The sequence below is a fragment of the Sutcliffiella sp. FSL R7-0096 genome (assembly GCF_038595065.1).
Classification (GTDB): Bacteria; Bacillota; Bacilli; order Bacillales; family Bacillaceae_I; genus Sutcliffiella_A.
This window is the reverse complement of sequence record NZ_CP152003.1, coordinates 1,359,827-1,376,668: the sequence shown is the minus strand read 5'-3', so window position 1 is coordinate 1,376,668 and position 16,842 is coordinate 1,359,827. Positions and strand designations below refer to the sequence as shown.

The window sequence follows — 16,842 nt, the reverse complement described above, 5'->3', positions numbered from 1 at the left end:
GATTAACAAAGTAAGTAAGGTTAAAGACTATTTCAGTCTCTTTACGTAGAAAGCTTTTACGTTCTTCTTACGATGAATGTAGCCACCTAGTTGATTGAAGTGGAAAGCGAAGCGCATGGAACGCAAATCAACAAATTTTTTACTTGCCTTATAAAAAAAGCGATGAGCTGCGGCTACATCGATTTTCTCTTCATCACTTTATTCTGAATCCCTTCGTACACCAGTAACCCGAGGATCAAACAAATATATCCAGCAGCGTATCCTGCAAAAACATCGGAAGGATAATGGTAGTTTAAAAAGATTCTACTTATTCCAAGTAATATGATAAACATCGTTCCAAAAATAGCGATCACCAACTTTTTTTTGCTTTCCTCTGTATAGGCTAACGCAAAATAAAGTAATAACCCATAAAAGAAAAGCCCCACCATCGCGTGTCCACTAGGGAAACTAAGGCTTTCCGCGCCAGGTCCCGTCATCGGCCTTTCGCGCCCAGTATAATCTTTCAACCACTTATTGAGCTCATTGACAATAATGACTCCTCCGACGATCACGCCCATTGCTGCATAATCCCTTTTTATCCACCAAATAAGTCCTATAGATAATAACATGATGATGATCACACCGGTTTTATCACCAAGCATCGTAAATAGCTGAAAAAAACTAACTAACAGCTCGACGTCCAGAGCATTTACCGCATTGCGTATCACTTCATCAAATCCTATCGTATTTTGCCAAATAATTTGTTGGAATGACCAAATAAAAAACGCTCCACAAATAGCAAATAATGTAAGTCTTCTCCATTTCTTATTACTTTTTTTACTGCTCAACTCCTGCCCATATTCCGCTTGCATACCAATCATCTCCCCTTGTTCAATCATGCCCCTTTTATTTTACTAAATTTATGAAAGTTATGACTATTCTTTTTTAACAGAGTCATATAGAATACTATATTAAATACAAATCTTCGAAATGGGGAGCGCTATATGTTAAATAAACTGAATCAACTGTTAGAAAATCGTTTTGATGAAATGGTAGAGATTAGACGTTATTTACACCAATTCCCTGAGGTTTCTTTTAAAGAATTCCATACTGCAGCCTACATAGCAGACTTTTATAAAAAATTGGGTATTGCCTACCAGTCAAATGTCGGCGGCAATGGTGTGGTAGCTAAAATTATGGGAGCACGCCCCGGTAAAACCGTTGCACTGCGAGCAGATTTTGATGCCCTACCAATTCAAGACGAAAAAGATGTAGAATATAAATCAAAAGTTCCCGGGGTCATGCACGCTTGCGGACATGATGGCCACACAGCAACATTACTAGTCCTTGCAAAATGTTTGAATGAATTGAAAGAAGATTTGGAAGGAAATGTCGTCTTTATCCACCAACATGCGGAGGAATATGCACCAGGCGGAGCGATCGCGATGATCAATGATGGATGCCTTGAAGGGGTGGATGTTATCTTTGGGACGCACCTATGGGCAGGTGTGGACCTTGGAACCATTCAGTACCGAGTGGGACCGGTAATGGCTGCTGCCGACCGTTTTTCCATCAAGGTGCAAGGATCTGGTGGACATGGTGCCCAACCGCATAAAACAAAAGATGCGGTTGTAACAGCTTCTCAACTTGTTCTTAACCTGCAACAAATTGTCAGCAGACGAGTGAGTCCAGTTGATCCTGCAGTCATTTCAGTCGGTACTTTCAAAGCAGAGAATGCCTTCAATGTTATCGCGGACTCTGCTTACCTAGAAGGAACGGTTCGTACATTCAATGATGATGTGCGTGACCAGATCGAAGCAGAAATAGATGTTGTTGCTTCCTCCACATGCTCGCTTAATGGTTCGACATATGAATATAAGTATGACAGAGGTTATCCTGCTGTCGTCAATCATAAGGACGAAACAGACTTTGTTGTGAACGTTGCATCCTCTGTGAATGAGGTGAAGGCTGTAGAGGAGACTTCGCCACATATGGGAGGAGAAGATTTTGCCTATTACCTGAGACATGTCAAAGGGACTTTCTTCTTTACCGGCGCTAAACCGGAAGGCGTGGAAGTGGCCTACCCACACCATCATCCCAAGTTTGATATCCATGAGAAGGCATTGTTGGTTGCCGCTAAAACGTTGGGTGCGGCAACGGTTCTGTATCACCAGCATGAGCAGGAAAAGCTTGTTCCCTCTCACCAATCATAATTGGTTTCTGAACAAAGCACCGGCCTCCTATAAAAGGAGACCGGTGCTTTTTATATGTCTAATCCTCTTTCATGGAACATTCTCAAACGGTAACAGTTTTTTGCGGTTGTCCCCAATTGGTCAAGAAAATTATAGTTTGCATATGCTCCAACAATTGCTCCCAGACCAGGGACCATTTGCAACATTTTGATCAAATCGATATGGTCGCGATACTCCTGTTGGAACACCCTCCAATCAAGCTCTTTTGCTTCCTCTTTGTGCTCCTCCCAATTCTCTATATACCTCAGTACCTCTTTACGTCTGGCATCGCTGGAGAAGGCCAACTGAAAAATATATAACACGAACACTCTCTCCTCATAATTTTTTGTGTCGTATCCATATATGGCTGCCACTTCAAATAGAAATTTCATTTTGATGGAAAGAAGCAGCGGAAAGTCCGCCAATCCGAGCAAAATCCCCCCTGCTCCCGTTCCCGCACCTTCAACTGCCGCAGTACGTTTATACACGTTTATTTTTTCCTGAATCCATCTTTCTTTTTCTTCAAGGCTCATGACGATATGCCCCTCATTCAATTTAGTTGTCATATTGCTTCCTACAAGCGTCCCCTGCACCATTTTCTTGATACTCTCCGTCATGACTGCATGAACTTTATCTGGAATCAAGGTATTCACTTTATTTTGCGCACCCTTGGAAAAACGCTGGAACATCGTAGATTTTTTGGCCACCTGCATTTTCCACTTTCTTACCTCTTCGATTACTTTCTGTTCGTACAATGGAAACACTCCTTGTATCGTTTTGCCTTATATACGTGTAAATAGAGCATATGATTCAAAATAAGAAAAACACCCAAAAACATTTGAGTGTTCCTCCCTTATTTAAGAGATGCAATTTTTCGTTTGACAACCCCTTGTACATATAAGTATGAAAAGGCAATCCCCCCACCAAGTACAATCGCCGTTTCCAGCCACGTTGCCATGAAAGCCAACAGTATTGCTAAGATTATCACTTGAGAGATGAGTATCAAAGTTATCATTTTGGTAAAAGCATGTACCCGGTGTTCTTCTTTGAGCGGATAGATAGAAAGCCACAGTTTGTTATAATGATGTCTCCACATTGGGATAAGCTGAAATCCGGTCAGATATAGAACAAGCACTGGAACCAGATAGGTTGCATAGCCCACAGGAAGTGTAAGAAGAAGGACAACACCGATAATCAACAGGCGAAGATATAATCCGAAATAGTCACCTGAACGAAGGAAAGTTCGTAAGTACAGGTAGTGAAAGGACTTCTCCTTTGCGTACGGTGTGAAAGACAGGATAAAGTCCAGCCATCTTCTCCTTTTGACTTTTTCTTTCAAGCCCGGCACATCCACGAACAGGTTTGCCACTCGATAAAACAACTGCATTCTTTTCGTTTCATTTTCAATCAGGAGGTCCCATTTCCAATTCATCTTTTGGGAGGCTTTTTGGAAATATACAAGGAGCAGCACCATCACTCCAATAATTACTCCGATGAAAAGTAGGCTTGCTTCAGAAAAAACAAGATACAGTAGACCGAAATTTAGCGCAAGTCTGATCCACCAGTCCGTCAGCCTCACTTTTCTATCCGTATAGAAATTAACAAGCCACGTCATCCACAGGTTCCAGGATTTCATCCCAAGCAATAATAGAAGAATGGCCAAAAGTGTTTGGAATGTAGCATTTGTCAATGTGAAGAATAAAGGCACGGAAACACCAAAAACCAATAAAAGGAAATAACTTTCTAACACGATGGAATAAAGAAATGATTTCTTTATATAAGGCTTTAATTTTTCTTCCAAAGGAAGCAAAAAGACTAGGTCCGGGTCCTTTAAAAATGTATGTATGCTACCTCTGGTCATCAATAAGGCAAGTACCGCACCCATTAGCAATGCATAGGGAAAATCAGGCGGGACAATCTCCAGCCAGTTCTGATAGGCTAGGGCGAGGCCGCTTAGTAGAAAAATCATCACGATGACGAGATGATCGTTGAACATATAACGTAAATATCTGCGAGTATCCTTTACATATTGACTGAATCTGGACTTCCAGAGCTGATCGACATTAAACATTGCTCTCTTCCTTTGTCAACTGGATATAGAGATCATCTAAGGAAGCCATCGGCATTTGGAACTGCTGTCTAAGCTCTTGAAGCGTTCCTTTTGCCCGGACTTCACCCTCATGCAGTATTACGAAGGAATCGCAGTACTTCTCCGCAGTTGCGAGGATATGCGTGGACATGAGGATCCCGGCCCCACTCTTTTTCGCTTTATCCATGATTTCTAAAAGGGAATGGATAGCAAGTGGATCTAAGCCTACAAATGGCTCGTCCACAATATATAACTTCGGTTCAATCAAGAAAGCTGCAAGAATCATCACCTTCTGCTTCATTCCCTTAGAGAAGTGTGCCGGAAACCACTTTAGGCGTTTTTCCATGCGGAATTCCTTCAATAATGGATGAAGGCGTTCTTCAAAAGTCTCCTTTGATAGACCATATGCCATCGCCGTTAATTCAAGATGTTCATATAATGTCAGCTCATCATATAAAATCGGCGTTTCCGGAATAAAAGTGAAAGTCGAGCGATATTTGGTCGTATCCTCTTGAATGGAAATGCCATCGATTTTGATGGATCCCTTCTTCGGTTCCATCGTACCAATTACATGCTTGATCGTCGTACTCTTCCCGGCACCATTAAGCCCAATCAATCCGACCAGCTCATTTCGCTTCACCTCAAACGAAATATCCTTCAACACCGCCTGATTCGTATACCCACCAGTCAACCCACTAATCTCCAATAAACTCACATCAACCTACCCTTTCTGCCAGCCATTTTATGTATAAGGTATAGGTACTACATGGAGGGAGAAATTCCTTCAAGGGTCTGACCCCCTTTCAAAATTTAATCCCCCTGTAACCTATATGAAATATAACCTCAAAATTAATTTTATTGTACGTTATCTTCGATACGACGTGCTCTTTTGCTTGCTTTCTAATAAATACTTCTTGCAAATTTTTCAAGTATGTAAACAGCAAAAAATCCAATTGCCGAATTTTTACTAGCAAATCGCATCAATCTTCAAGAAAAGAGCCTAATTAAATTTTACCATAACATAATTTAAACGAAAGTGCGCATGATATGTAAGGAAGGGGAATGAGGGGCTCTTATACAAGCCTTTAGTTGACTTCTTTGTAGATGAGGTGACTGTCAAAGACAGTTTTGCTTTGATCTCGATAAAGTTACACATTTCTATTGTCGTTGCGGGACTTAACCGACTGCAACCACACGATCATCTATAACGTAACTCCGATTGATGAAGAAATGAGGTGCTTACGGGCGACACTTTATTCTAAAGTCGAAACCTGTGATTGATTCATTTTGAAAAAGAGGTGTTCGTTAAAGAGACCTTAAGTCGATAGCCACGTTACTAAAGTTGTAAAACTCAGTAACAAGGGGATGGTTGTCTTGAACAGGAAAGCTGACCACTAGACACATTTTTAATATCAAATGAGGTGTTCATCAAACACAGTTATTTGAAAGCTAAAATGTTGTTTGTAGGCTTCTCCTTATTTAGATAGAGAAGCTTGTTGCCTCTCTTCCCTTTCTTCGCAAGCAGGAGCTCCGGCTCTTGCTTGTTTAATTTGCCTTAGGACATTATTAGGATCCATGTCCAAAACATGGTAAAATAGATAAAGGCTGTTTTGGCATACTTTGTTGCTTTTTCGCATTTGTAAACAACCGTTATTTTCCGTGCTGTCGTGCTCTTTTCCTGCTTAGATAAAACAAATTACCGAGGTGATCCATGATGAGTGATTGTATTTTCTGTAAAATAATTAATGGTGATATTCCGGCCGCAAAGGTTTATGAAGACGAGCATGTCCTCGCTTTTCTTGACATCAGCCAGGTAACAAAAGGTCATACGCTGGTAATCCCTAAAGTACATAAAGAAAACATCTATGAGCTGACACCAGAAATAGCCGAAAACCTTTTTAAAGTGGTACCAAAAATAGCCAATTCCATTAAAGAAAAGTTCCAACCAATCGGGTTGAACCTGTTGAATAACAATGGAGAAGCTGCCGGGCAGTCTGTTTTCCATTATCATCTCCACATACTGCCACGCTACGGCAAGGGCGACGGCTTTGGAGCAGTGTGGAAATCAAACCAAAGTGACTATACACCTCAGGATCTGCAAGAAATATCTGCCCAGATTAAAGAAGGCATACAATAAGAAAAAATGACGTGGGAGCAACTCTCCCACGTCATTTCCCTTAAGAAGACCCATATATTGGTTGCTACTCACCTCAAAATGATCTTTTCATCTCCCCCACAGAAACAACATTTTCCACCTTTTCCCAGTCTGGGTGATTAAACGTGTAGGTGCATTCAGACTCCAAGTAACCCTCCACATAATCTCTGTATCTTCTGTCCCACCTTAATAAGTGGATAAATTCCTCGCGCGTTCCTTTATGTTCCACAGCTACTTTCAGCTCGTTCAACATATCACTCTGCCAAACGGATGGAAGGGGGCTGTTCCCAGGGATATCCGCAAACCTGCACATTTTCCCCTCCCACAACAGCGCTTGAGGCTTATAATAGGCATAGACCCGTTCAAAAACCTCTCCGGTATTCAAATACACTTTCTTGCCGGAGTGCTCCCTCAGTTCATAATCTATTTCGGTTGAGTTGATCAGCTCCAACTGCTTCTTTTCGATGAATGTCAACCACACCTCTGACTCGGCACCTTTTACAGGGGCAATGACTGCAGGCAATGAACCATATGGAGCCAAAAATGGGGCATATACGATATCGGAATCCAGCACCTTCCCCTTCAGACAAAGCATAAAGTCATCTTCCTCCGGTCGAAGTCCAAATTTATATTGAAGCTGTGCCAGGCAAACATTCGACCCATAAGCAACTACGGGAACCTTAGACGACAACCCTTCTTTTAGTAAGAGCTCTTCCACCTTTTTTACATCTGCACTCTGAAAAGCAAGACTTCCCAATACATGATCCATATTGGAAAAGTAGATGGAATGCTGCTCGACAGGGAGACCTTTTTCTGCCTCCAATCGATGGGCTTTTCCATTCCAATACAAAAAAGAAGTGGCAGGTCTTGGGCCAGGATAAATATCCGGGTGGTCATATGGACTTACATCAAAAGGCTTTTGATCACGATACATGTTAAAACTCCTAACTTTTTTCTAAATCTTTCATGTATTCTAACACAATCCATGATAGGATATATATTAATATTTTCAGAAAACTTTAGGAGGGTAATAGGATGAAGCGTGTCTATAACTTTAATGCAGGACCTGCTGCACTGCCAAAGGAAGTACTAAAGCGAGCTCAACAGGAGTTAGTAGATTTTGAAACTACTGGCATGTCCGTGATGGAATTAAGTCATCGAAGCAAGGAGTACGAAAAGGTTCACAATAAAGCAACAACCCTATTAAAAGAACTATTGCATATCCCTGAAGACTACGAGGTCCTCTTCATGCAAGGTGGCGCGAGTCTCCAGTTTTCTGCTATCCCCATGAATTTTCTTCCCATGGGAAAAAAGGGGAATTATAGTCTAACCGGCTCCTGGTCTGAAAAAGCCTTGAAGGAAGCTCAGAAACTCGGGGAGACACATATAGCCTCTTCCGCAAAAGAAACCGGATATACGGATGTTCCTGCTCACATGAAGCTATCTGAGAATCCGGCCTACTTACATATCACAAGTAATAATACCATTTTCGGTACCCAGTGGCGGAGTTTCCCTACCATATCAACGGATGTACCATTGATTGCGGATATGTCGAGTGATATCCTGAGCAGGCCGATCAATGTGAGAGATTTCTCCCTCATTTATGCTGGCGCCCAGAAAAACCTCGGTCCTTCAGGTGTGACAGTGGTTATGATCAAGAAGGAATTACTGGAGCGTTGTCCAGATAACATCCCGACCATGTTGAATTATCAGACTTTCGCCAAGAACAGGTCCCTTTATAACACTCCTCCCACTTTTTCCATCTATATGTTGTCACTTGTATTGGAATGGGTTGCCGAACAGGGTGGTGTGGAGGAAATAGAAAAGAACAATCAAAAGAAAGCCGAACTTCTATATGGAGCAATTGATGAAAGCAACGGCTTCTTTATCGGCCATGCGAAGAAAGAAGCAAGATCCCACATGAATGTCACCTTTAACCTCTCAACAGAAGAACTTACAGCATCCTTTCTGGCAGAGGTTAAAGAGCAAGGCTTTGTCGGACTCGGAGGACATCGTATGGTTGGTGGCTGTCGAGCGTCCATTTATAATGCCGTCCCACTAGAATCATGTGAGGCATTGGCAGAATTCATGAATGGTTTCCGTACCAAATATAGTTAATGGCAAGCTTTACCCTTTTCAAGAGGTGTAATATTTACTATACTAGTACCTAATAATTCGCATTAGACAACAAGTGTACTAATGGGGTTATAAAAGAAGACAAGATTAGTCGAGGAGAGATGAGAAATGAAAACGAAGACTTTAGTGTCACTAGCTTTACTGGTTGGAATCGGTGCTGTATTGCACACAGTGGTACCTGGTTTTATACTTGGTATGAAGCCTGATTTGGCTTTAACGATGATGTTTCTCGGAATTATGTTATTTCCAGAAAAGAAGAATGTATTACTTATTGGAATGGTGACCGGAATGATTTCCGCACTTACCACCACTTTTCCAGGAGGGCAAATCCCAAATATCATTGACAAACCGATTACCGCATTCCTGTTTTTCTTCCTGCTTCTTGCAGTGAAAAAGGTCAACAAACCACTAGTTAAAGCAGGACTTTTAACCGCAATCGGCACCCTCATTTCAGGAGCGATATTCTTATTATCCGCCCTGACACTTGTAGGTTTGCCAGGCGAGGGAACATTTGTATTTTTCATGCTGACAGCTGTACTTCCTGCTGTTGCAATGAATGTAGTAGTCATGATTATTCTCTATCCAATAGTAACAGGCATTGCAAGACGCTCCAACTTAGTTCCAGCAACATAATGAAAGGCTTTTTTCGTAAACTTTGTTGCTTTTACGTATTTAATAAAAACATCGTTATTTTCGTTACTGTCGTGCTCTTTTCCCAGCAGTACTAAATTTATTACTGCATTTTTTAAGATTTCTAATTAATAAAAAGTCCAATTGCCGACTTTTTATTAGAGAATAGCAACAATCTTTGAGAAAAGAGCCTCATGAAAAGAGGAAAACTCCATCTAAGGAGTTTCCCTCTTTTTTGTTTTCCTATCATCTATCAATTGCCTTTAAGCAATCCAGGTTGCAAGTACTGCCAACAAGAGAATGAGCCCTCCCGCACCACTGATGGCCAGGGCTTTTTGCTGCAATACTCGTCTAGGTGGATATGCCCCTCCTCTTTGCGATGCAAGATAGTAGTTTCCCCCTCCAAAAAGAAGCAAAATGCTTAGGGTGAATAACCCGAATGTTATGCCTGCCAATTTTGCCCGCCCCCTTTTCTTTCATAAGTATGCGGAGCAGTCTGCTCTTATGAAACAAGTTACCTTTCCTAGCCCATCAAGACCTATCATATCTGTTCACAATTAAGTTGCTGGAGTTCATTGGCATCCTTTAAAAGGGCTTTGGTAATAATATAAGTATATGACCTTGCAAGGTTCCATTTAATTTGCCCTTGTCGAAACAAACTCCATGAAAAAAGTCCGAAAAAAGAGGATTTTTTTTAGAAATGTTGAATTATATAATAATCTTAGGGTATTGAACTATACTTACATAATTTTAAATTCGAGGTGATTACTATGAATGGGAAATCATTCATCTATGGCGTTTTAATAGGAGGAGCTATTGCCGGCATTTCCACATTATTGACAACTCCCGTTTCCGGTGCAGTTAGAAGAGAACAAGTTAAGGATGCCGCACGCAATGTCCAAGCAACACTGGATGAATTGAAAAACGAAGCTATTCAGGTTAAGGATCAAGTAGCACAAGCGCTTGAGGAGGGCAAAGCAACGGTTGGAAACATTGCCGAAGAAATTCAAGTATCCGTTGATCTATGGCAAAATTCCATAAAATCACATCAAGAGTCCATTCAACAAAACATTGCAAATGTGGAAAAGGAATTGGAAAATCTTGAAAAAGAATTAGCAAAAAACACGACAAAATAAAAAAATTTTAATTTTTTGTAAATTTTGACCTTTATTAATTTTTATTTTATTGTCATAATAGATAGTAATATATTAGAAAAAAGTAGGTGAGTTTGTGAATACACAGAATGGACAGTATTCATTAAAAGAAGCCATGCTATTCAGCCAGCGTGTTGCACAGCTTAGCAAAGCTCTTTGGAAAACAATCGAAAAGGATTGGCAGCAATGGATCAAGCCTTATGACTTAAATATTAATGAGCACCACATTCTATGGATTGCCTATCATTTGAAAGGTGCAAGTATTTCAGAGATTGCCAAGTTTGGAGTAATGCATGTCTCTACTGCATTTAACTTCTCCAAGAAATTAGAGGAAAGAGAATTGCTTCGCTTCTCCAAGAAAGAGAACGATAAACGCAATACGTATATCGAACTTACTGAAAAAGGTGAGCAAATACTTCTGGATTTGATGGAAAGCTATGATCCTAGCAAAAATTCGGTATTCAGTGGTGCATTGCCTATGCATGACTTATACGGAAAGTTTCCGGAACTGTTGGATATCATGTGTGTGATACGTAATGTGTACGGGGAGGATTTCATGCAGATTTTTGAAAGGTCCTTTAACAACATTGAGGAGGACTTTGTAGAGGTTGATGGAAAGCTTTCTAAAAAAGAAGAAACACTTATAGAAAAAAATGAAAGCGTTACTTCTTCTTGATCAGCTTGTGAAATTCATCCATTAATGAAGTGTATAGCCCTTGCGATCTCAAAGCATGAATAGTCTCTTCCCATGGTAGACTAGATGGCAAGGCTTCCCTGAATTGTATAAGAAGCGGAGAGAAAGTCACAAAACCTTCCGCTTTTTGTTTTTCCATCTCCATGCTCAATGTTTCACATGTATTGTATATGAATTCTACCTCCCTTCTGGTAAGCCTTACACGGATAATTAAACCATCCCATGGAAAACGTGTAAGATCCATCTGTTTCATCAATAGCTCCATGTAGTATTCCAATGTTGCAAGTCTTTCTTCCAATTTACTCATTCCTCGCTAAATCCATTTATTCTTTGAACAATGGTAGGCAGCCACCTTCGCTTTTTTATATATTTTACATCAAATTAATCCACTTACCAATATTTAGATGACTTTGTTGAAAAATAAATTACATTCACCTATTGATTTTTTCATTTAAAAAGCTTACATTAATTTAGTAATTTTGATTACGACTAGCAATTACGGTAGGTGATTCAACTATGAACTGTTGGAAATCCATTGATATATCAAGACAATATGGACTCCATCGCATTACACTTGTATCGTTTATCATCACTTTACTTTCGTTTATTGTGTTATTTTTATCTTTTAGCCTTATTTATCATGACAGTACTGTTTCCTCAGCCAATTTTGGATGGTTCATCCTTGGGCTTGCAGGCATGTTCACCATGCACAAGTTATGTCATGTACTTCCGCTAATTGCGACCAGAAACCAAGTAAAACTCAGATGGAAACTAAAGTGCTATATGCCTTATATGAAAATAAAAACTAAAAAACCTTTTACAAAAATTCAATCCTACGCTGTTCTAATGGCTCCATTTGCCATCATTACGACTGCGTGCATCTTACTTGCCCACATTTTTCCAAGCTACTATCATTATTTCTCCATGCTTGCGGCAGTAAATATCGGGTTGAGTATTCCAGATTTTCTTTATATCAAACTGATACAACGTGCACCAAATAAATGCCAAATCGAAGAACTGGAAAACGGGTATGATATTTTAATAGTTAACGAGAATGAAATAGCGTCCTAAGATCACACTTAATCAATGGATGTTATTTCATTTTTTTGTAAAAGTTTTAGAGTGTCAAGGTATCTTTTTTTTACAAACTTTGATAAGGTAGAAGGCATAAGTATTAATTTCGTATAATAGTTTAAAAGCAAGCAAGCCGCAAAGGAGGGATTTTATGGCTATCGCATTCTTATTCGTTTTGGTGGCTATATTCATACTCTTCTACATAAACAAATTAACGAATGCTTTATGCGTTCAGAAAGAAATCCCGGAGGATCGTCAGCCGAAAGTTTTCCGAACCATAAATGTTCTAATTACCATTCTATTAATTTCTTCTTATGTAGATATTTTGCTTAGTTCCCAACGATAAAACGAACAAAAAACACCTTCCATCTTAGATGGAACAAAAAACACCTTCCATCTTAGATGGAAGGTGTTTTTCTTTAGAAACGGGGCTATTCCCGTCTCCAAGGTTTTAGCTTAGTATAACCAAGCTGCACCTACGATTACTAACAGAATGAATAATACTACGATTAACGCAAATCCGCCGGAATGTCCACCTGACATTTTAGTTCCTCCTTTTTAAAGAAAGTGTTTTTAGTACAACCAAGCTGCACCTACGATTACCAACAAGATAAACAATACTACGATTAACGCGAAGCCACCTGCATACGCATTACCCATCTCACTAACACCTCCTTTGTGAGTTGTTACGATATCTTATGCAACAATTTCTTAGGAGGCATAGGCGTTTATCCTGCCTCTAAGGCTTTTTACATGAAATCCTGGGACAACAAGTGTGTGTTGGTTTATTTCATGATTCCATTTATAGTATGTATGGGTATTAGATTTGGAATGGACGTTAACCCATTTTTTTATAAAAAAGCATATGGGACTTTGGTGGAAAGTGAAGATTATTTCATTAAATTAGGAGATTATGCTATAGTATGGAATGGAATGAAATGCTTTATTACATATGGGAGTTGACTATATGAAAAAATGGATGATTGCTGTTAGTGCCACCGCTTCACTCTTCGCATTATCTGCATGTAACAATGACGCTACTGACAATTCAAAGGTGATTGCTGAAGCCTCCGAATGGAACATCACGCAGGCAGAGCTTTATGACGCGATGAAAGAACGATTCGGAGAAGAGGTTCTTCGTGAACTAGTATATGAAAAAGTGCTTAGTGAAAATTACGAGGTAACAGATGAAGAAGTACAGGAGCGGTTGGATGAGCTGAAAATGCAACTTGGACCGGAATTCGATATGGCCATGGCCCAGAGCGGCTTTAAAAATGAAGCACAATTGACACAAACCTTGCGCCTCTCCATGCTTCAGGAAAAGGCAGCAATGGAAAATGTGGAAGTCACAGAGGAAGACATACAAAAACATTATGATGAGATGAAACCTGAGTTGCGTGCAAGCCACATTCTTGTGGAGGACGAAGAAACAGCCAAGGAAATCAAGAATAAACTGGACGAGGGTGCAGACTTTGCAGAGCTTGCAACAGAACATTCCACAGATCCGGCATCTGCCCAAAATGGCGGGGACCTTGAATGGTTTGGTTCTGGAGATATGTTAACAGAATTTGAAGAAGCGGCTTATAACCTTGAAATCAATGAAATCAGTGAGCCGGTTGAAAGTATGTTCGGCTATCACATCATCATGGTGACCGATAAAAAAGAAAAACCTCCATTGGATGAAATCAGGGAACAAGTGGAACAGGAAGTACTCCAAGCTAAAGTGCAACAAGAAAATGCGGACGCTGCACTTCAAAAAGAATTGGATGCTGCCAATGTCCAAATAAAAGACGAATCCCTTAAGAACACATTCGAACAAGAAGAAAATCAGGACCAAGAAAAAGAATAAGCGACCAATTTTTATTAAACAGAAATTAACATGTACAATAAATTAGTAAAAAGGAAGCGGCATCCCCGCTTCCTTTCAGTGTGTAGACAAAGCTAAAAATAATGAAATTCTCTAGTTGATCGCAGTGGAAGGAGCGAAGACTCCTGCGGAGGAAAGGACATGGAAGACCCCGCAGGGCGTAGCCCGAGGAGGCTTCCGGACTGCCCGCGGAAAGCGAAGCTCCTGCAACGAAGATCAACTCTTCCAACAGATAACCTAACTAGTTTATAGTTGGTCAACAGTCTGAAAGGAAGCGGCATCCCCGCTTCCTTTTTCTATTACACATTTACAACCTGCTGCTTCTTCTCTCTCTCCTCTTGAATCCTGTCCATATATACTTGTCCTTCTTTTTCAATGATGGCAGTCTCCACTTCTTTTTCTTCTTTAGCAGACCTTAACGTCATATAGGCACTGAAACATATCCCGATAACAACCAATAGCATCCACCACGGCATAAAAAAGCCCCCTCTCTTTCATATGTGCTACTAATCTATACATATGATAGAGGATGGGAGGCTAGTACTTATTTGTGAAAACTAGGTTTATAGAAGTTTCGGTTATCCATAGCAAAGATTCTTTCTGTGTATTCTCCAGGCTTTACCCGCTCCAATGCGCGGTCTAGCATATTCATCTTTGCATCTATATTATCAATATAATGGAGAATTTCCGCCTCTTTAATCAATGGAAGTTTCGGACTTCCCCATTCTAGTTTACCATGATGGCTCAGTACAAGATGTTGAAGCACCATCACTTCTTCCCCTTCAATACCAAGCTCGTCCGCTGCTTTTCCGATTTCATTCACCATGATGGAGATGTGCCCTATCAGGTTACCCTCTATGGTATAGCTAGTAGAAACAGGTCCGGATAGTTCCGTTACCTTTCCTAAGTCGTGTAGGATAACTCCTGCGTAAAGGAGGTCCCTGTCCAAGGAAGGATATAATCCAGCTATCGCTTTGGCGAGGTCCAACATGGAAACTACATGGTAGGCCAACCCGGAGACAAACTCATGATGGTTTTTTGTTGCAGCCGGATATTGCAGGAAATCATGCTGATGTTTCTTCAATAGATGTCTTGTTATTCTTTGGATATTGGGATTTTTCATTTCGAATATGGCCTGTGTGATTGTATCCATCATTTGCTCCTGGCTTACAGGAGCTGTTTCAATAAGATCGGAGACGCTGACGTTTTCATGATCTTCCTTAGGCTTTATTTTGCGAATCTTTAATTGATTACGCCCCCGGTAATGATGAATGTCCCCAAGAACCCTCACAATACTTTGGGGCGTATATAACCCTTCATCATCTGCAGAAGCGTCCCAAAGCTTTGCTTCTATCTCGCCACTCTTATCTTGGAATATCAACGTCAAAAATGGTTTTCCATTGCTGGCAATCCCTTTTGTCGCTGTTTTAATTAGTAGATGGATATCCACTTGTTCTCCCACTTCAAAGTGGAGAATTCCCTTCTTCATCATTTCTTCCCCCTGTCAAAATAATAGATATCGCTATGTTGACTGTCACTTATAAAGTAGCCTCCATCTGTTCCTTTCTTCTTGCGAGCCAAATTTTTGTCACAATCAACCCGAAAAGCATGATACATGCTCCGAATAGATAAGGAATATGGATATTAATTTCAAAGAAAATTCCGGCCAATATGGGACCAGCTACATTTCCAAGGCTGAGAAATGAGTTATTGAGTCCCATCACAAGCCCTTGTCTACTTCCAGCCAGTTTGGAGATGAATGAATTCAATGATGGCCTTAATAAAGAGTTCCCCAAAAAGAAAAGGCAAGTAGTTAATAGGACCGTTTTGAAGCCTGTAGCAAGTGTCATCATCACAAACCCAATCGCACTGATCAATAAAGCACTCGTCACTACTTTCTCTTCCCCAAACCGCTTCGTCAATCTACCAACCAATCCGCCTTGTACAACGGTACCCACCAGTCCAACAATCAAGATGATCAATCCTACTTCACTGGGGTTATAGCCATACCGTTGCATCGTATAATATCCAAAAATGGATTGAAAATTAGCCAAGCCAAAACTCATGATAAAAACCAAGATCAGCAAGAATCCGACAGGACTTTTTAGCGCCGTATACATAACTACAAATTGATTGTCCCGCTTCTCTCCAGCTGATAATTGAGCGTCACGTTCGCGTTTCTCTTTGGAGTAGGATTCAGGTAGAATTATCACCGATAGGATCCCGGCGATAGTCGCTGCAATCCCTGCCACAAGAAAAGGCAAGGACAGATCGTATTCTGCTAGCCATCCTCCTATCCCTGGTCCTACAACGATACCAAGTCCCATGGCTGCCCCCATTATTCCCATCCCCTGGCCCCTCTTTTCAGAAGAGGTGACATCTGAAACGTAGGCCATGGCGGTCGGCATCAGAGCCGAACCGAATATTCCTGCAAGGATTCTCGATAGGAACAGCATCCATAGTCCGTTCGCAAACGCAAAGATGAACTCTGCTATCGCAAATCCGAACAGGCCGATGGTGATAAGAGGCTTTCGGCCAACTTTGTCCGAAAGCCTTCCCCATACAGGGGCGAAAAGGAATTGCATAAACGCAAAAACAGCTACCAACAATCCCAACGTCCGGGCATCCGCACCGAATTTATCGATATAAAAAGGCAGAATCGGTATGACCAAACCAATGCCTACCATGACGATAAATAAATTAAAACTTAATAGAATCAATGGCGCTTTATTATTTTTTACACTCTCACTCATTCTGGTTATCCTTTCAACATGCTTCTCTATACCTCTCTAAGCATAGCACTTGTTTCTTCCATTCGGCAATGGATGGTGCC

21 protein-coding genes are annotated in these 16,842 nt (G+C 40.6%); 9 read left to right on the top strand and 12 right to left on the bottom strand.

Annotation, left to right across the window (positions count from 1 at the left end; all coding sequences use genetic code 11):
* Nucleotides 1–173 precede the first annotated feature (173 nt).
* Nucleotides 174–878, bottom strand: coding sequence for a phosphatase PAP2 family protein (locus MKY77_RS07055; protein ID WP_342515680.1), 705 nt, complete (start codon nt 876–878; stop codon nt 174–176).
* A 105-nt stretch (nt 879–983) separates the two neighbouring features.
* Between MKY77_RS07055 and MKY77_RS07050 the strand changes: the two genes are divergently transcribed.
* The gene (locus MKY77_RS07050) at nt 984–2,192 is read left to right on the top strand and encodes a M20 family metallopeptidase (protein WP_339149532.1); all 1,209 of its coding nucleotides are present in this window, start codon (nt 984–986) and stop codon (nt 2,190–2,192) included.
* 50 nt (nt 2,193–2,242) lie between these two features.
* On the opposite strand, the gene MKY77_RS07045 is transcribed toward MKY77_RS07050, so the two are convergent.
* The 3 genes from MKY77_RS07045 to MKY77_RS07035 form a co-directional block, all read right to left on the bottom strand.
* The gene (locus MKY77_RS07045) at nt 2,243–2,965 is read right to left on the bottom strand and encodes an EcsC family protein (protein WP_339149531.1); all 723 of its coding nucleotides are present in this window, start codon (nt 2,963–2,965) and stop codon (nt 2,243–2,245) included.
* Between the two features lie 98 nt (nt 2,966–3,063).
* On the bottom strand, nt 3,064–4,281 hold the full coding sequence (locus MKY77_RS07040; protein ID WP_339149530.1) for an ABC transporter permease: 1,218 nt from the start codon (nt 4,279–4,281) through the stop codon (nt 3,064–3,066).
* Entirely contained in the window at nt 4,274–5,014 is a 741-nt protein-coding gene (locus MKY77_RS07035) for an ABC transporter ATP-binding protein (protein ID WP_237663889.1), read from the bottom strand. The genes MKY77_RS07040 and MKY77_RS07035 overlap by 8 nt, the downstream gene beginning before the upstream one ends.
* 999 nt (nt 5,015–6,013) lie before the next feature.
* On the opposite strand from MKY77_RS07035, the gene MKY77_RS07030 reads away from it, so the two are divergent.
* Nucleotides 6,014–6,436, top strand: a complete 423-nt coding sequence (locus MKY77_RS07030; protein ID WP_339149980.1) for an HIT family protein — start codon at nt 6,014–6,016, stop codon at nt 6,434–6,436.
* Between the two features lie 73 nt (nt 6,437–6,509).
* Here MKY77_RS07030 and MKY77_RS07025 read toward each other — a convergent pair whose 3' ends face one another.
* Nucleotides 6,510–7,388, bottom strand: coding sequence for a hypothetical protein (locus MKY77_RS07025; RefSeq protein WP_339149529.1), 879 nt, complete (start codon nt 7,386–7,388; stop codon nt 6,510–6,512).
* 101 nt (nt 7,389–7,489) lie between these two features.
* Between MKY77_RS07025 and serC the strand changes: the two genes are divergently transcribed.
* Entirely contained in the window at nt 7,490–8,572 is a 1,083-nt protein-coding gene (gene serC / locus MKY77_RS07020) for a 3-phosphoserine/phosphohydroxythreonine transaminase (RefSeq protein ID WP_339149528.1), read from the top strand.
* A 126-nt stretch (nt 8,573–8,698) separates the two neighbouring features.
* Entirely contained in the window at nt 8,699–9,223 is a 525-nt protein-coding gene (locus tag MKY77_RS07015; RefSeq protein WP_339149527.1) for a tryptophan transporter, read from the top strand.
* A gap of 260 nt (nt 9,224–9,483) precedes the next feature.
* Here MKY77_RS07015 and MKY77_RS07010 read toward each other — a convergent pair whose 3' ends face one another.
* On the bottom strand, nt 9,484–9,675 hold the full coding sequence (locus tag MKY77_RS07010) for a hypothetical protein (RefSeq protein WP_339149526.1): 192 nt from the start codon (nt 9,673–9,675) through the stop codon (nt 9,484–9,486).
* Between the two features lie 315 nt (nt 9,676–9,990).
* Here MKY77_RS07010 and MKY77_RS07005 point away from each other — a divergent pair, with 315 nt between their 5' ends.
* Nucleotides 9,991–10,356 carry a YtxH domain-containing protein gene (locus MKY77_RS07005; protein WP_339149525.1) on the top strand — a complete coding sequence of 122 codons (366 nt, stop codon included), beginning with the start codon at nt 9,991–9,993 and terminating at the stop codon, nt 10,354–10,356.
* A 94-nt stretch (nt 10,357–10,450) separates the two neighbouring features.
* Nucleotides 10,451–11,050, top strand: coding sequence for an HTH-type transcriptional regulator Hpr (locus tag MKY77_RS07000; protein WP_331254661.1), 600 nt, complete (start codon nt 10,451–10,453; stop codon nt 11,048–11,050).
* Here MKY77_RS07000 and MKY77_RS06995 read toward each other — a convergent pair.
* The gene (locus MKY77_RS06995) at nt 11,037–11,375 is read right to left on the bottom strand and encodes a DUF1878 family protein (RefSeq protein WP_339149524.1); all 339 of its coding nucleotides are present in this window, start codon (nt 11,373–11,375) and stop codon (nt 11,037–11,039) included. The two genes, MKY77_RS07000 and MKY77_RS06995, sit on opposite strands and share 14 nt — an antisense overlap.
* Before the next feature lie 209 nt (nt 11,376–11,584).
* Between MKY77_RS06995 and MKY77_RS06990 the strand changes: the two genes are divergently transcribed.
* Nucleotides 11,585–12,139: a DUF3267 domain-containing protein gene (locus tag MKY77_RS06990; protein ID WP_339149523.1), complete on the top strand. Its 555-nt coding sequence runs from the start codon at nt 11,585–11,587 to the stop codon at nt 12,137–12,139.
* Between the two features lie 160 nt (nt 12,140–12,299).
* On the top strand, nt 12,300–12,488 hold the full coding sequence (locus MKY77_RS06985; RefSeq protein ID WP_207556373.1) for a hypothetical protein: 189 nt from the start codon (nt 12,300–12,302) through the stop codon (nt 12,486–12,488).
* 110 nt (nt 12,489–12,598) lie between these two features.
* Here MKY77_RS06985 and MKY77_RS06980 read toward each other — a convergent pair whose 3' ends face one another.
* Nucleotides 12,599–12,685: a YjcZ family sporulation protein gene (locus MKY77_RS06980; RefSeq protein WP_082153634.1), complete on the bottom strand. Its 87-nt coding sequence runs from the start codon at nt 12,683–12,685 to the stop codon at nt 12,599–12,601.
* 30 nt (nt 12,686–12,715) lie between these two features.
* Nucleotides 12,716–12,802: a YjcZ family sporulation protein gene (locus MKY77_RS06975; protein ID WP_063561705.1), complete on the bottom strand. Its 87-nt coding sequence runs from the start codon at nt 12,800–12,802 to the stop codon at nt 12,716–12,718.
* 307 nt (nt 12,803–13,109) lie between these two features.
* Here MKY77_RS06975 and MKY77_RS06970 point away from each other — a divergent pair, with 307 nt between their 5' ends.
* Complete coding sequence (locus MKY77_RS06970; protein ID WP_339149522.1) at nt 13,110–13,991, top strand: peptidylprolyl isomerase; 882 nt, start codon at nt 13,110–13,112, stop codon at nt 13,989–13,991.
* 317 nt (nt 13,992–14,308) lie between these two features.
* On the opposite strand, the gene MKY77_RS06965 is transcribed toward MKY77_RS06970, so the two are convergent.
* From MKY77_RS06965 to MKY77_RS06955, 3 genes are all read right to left on the bottom strand, one after another.
* Nucleotides 14,309–14,485, bottom strand: a complete 177-nt coding sequence (locus MKY77_RS06965) for a sporulation YhaL family protein (RefSeq protein ID WP_237663898.1) — start codon at nt 14,483–14,485, stop codon at nt 14,309–14,311.
* 68 nt (nt 14,486–14,553) lie between these two features.
* Nucleotides 14,554–15,498, bottom strand: coding sequence for a 3'-5' exoribonuclease YhaM (gene yhaM, locus MKY77_RS06960; RefSeq protein ID WP_339149979.1), 945 nt, complete (start codon nt 15,496–15,498; stop codon nt 14,554–14,556).
* A 49-nt stretch (nt 15,499–15,547) separates the two neighbouring features.
* Nucleotides 15,548–16,762: an MFS transporter gene (locus tag MKY77_RS06955; RefSeq protein WP_339149521.1), complete on the bottom strand. Its 1,215-nt coding sequence runs from the start codon at nt 16,760–16,762 to the stop codon at nt 15,548–15,550.
* Nucleotides 16,763–16,842: the final 80 nt, after the last annotated feature.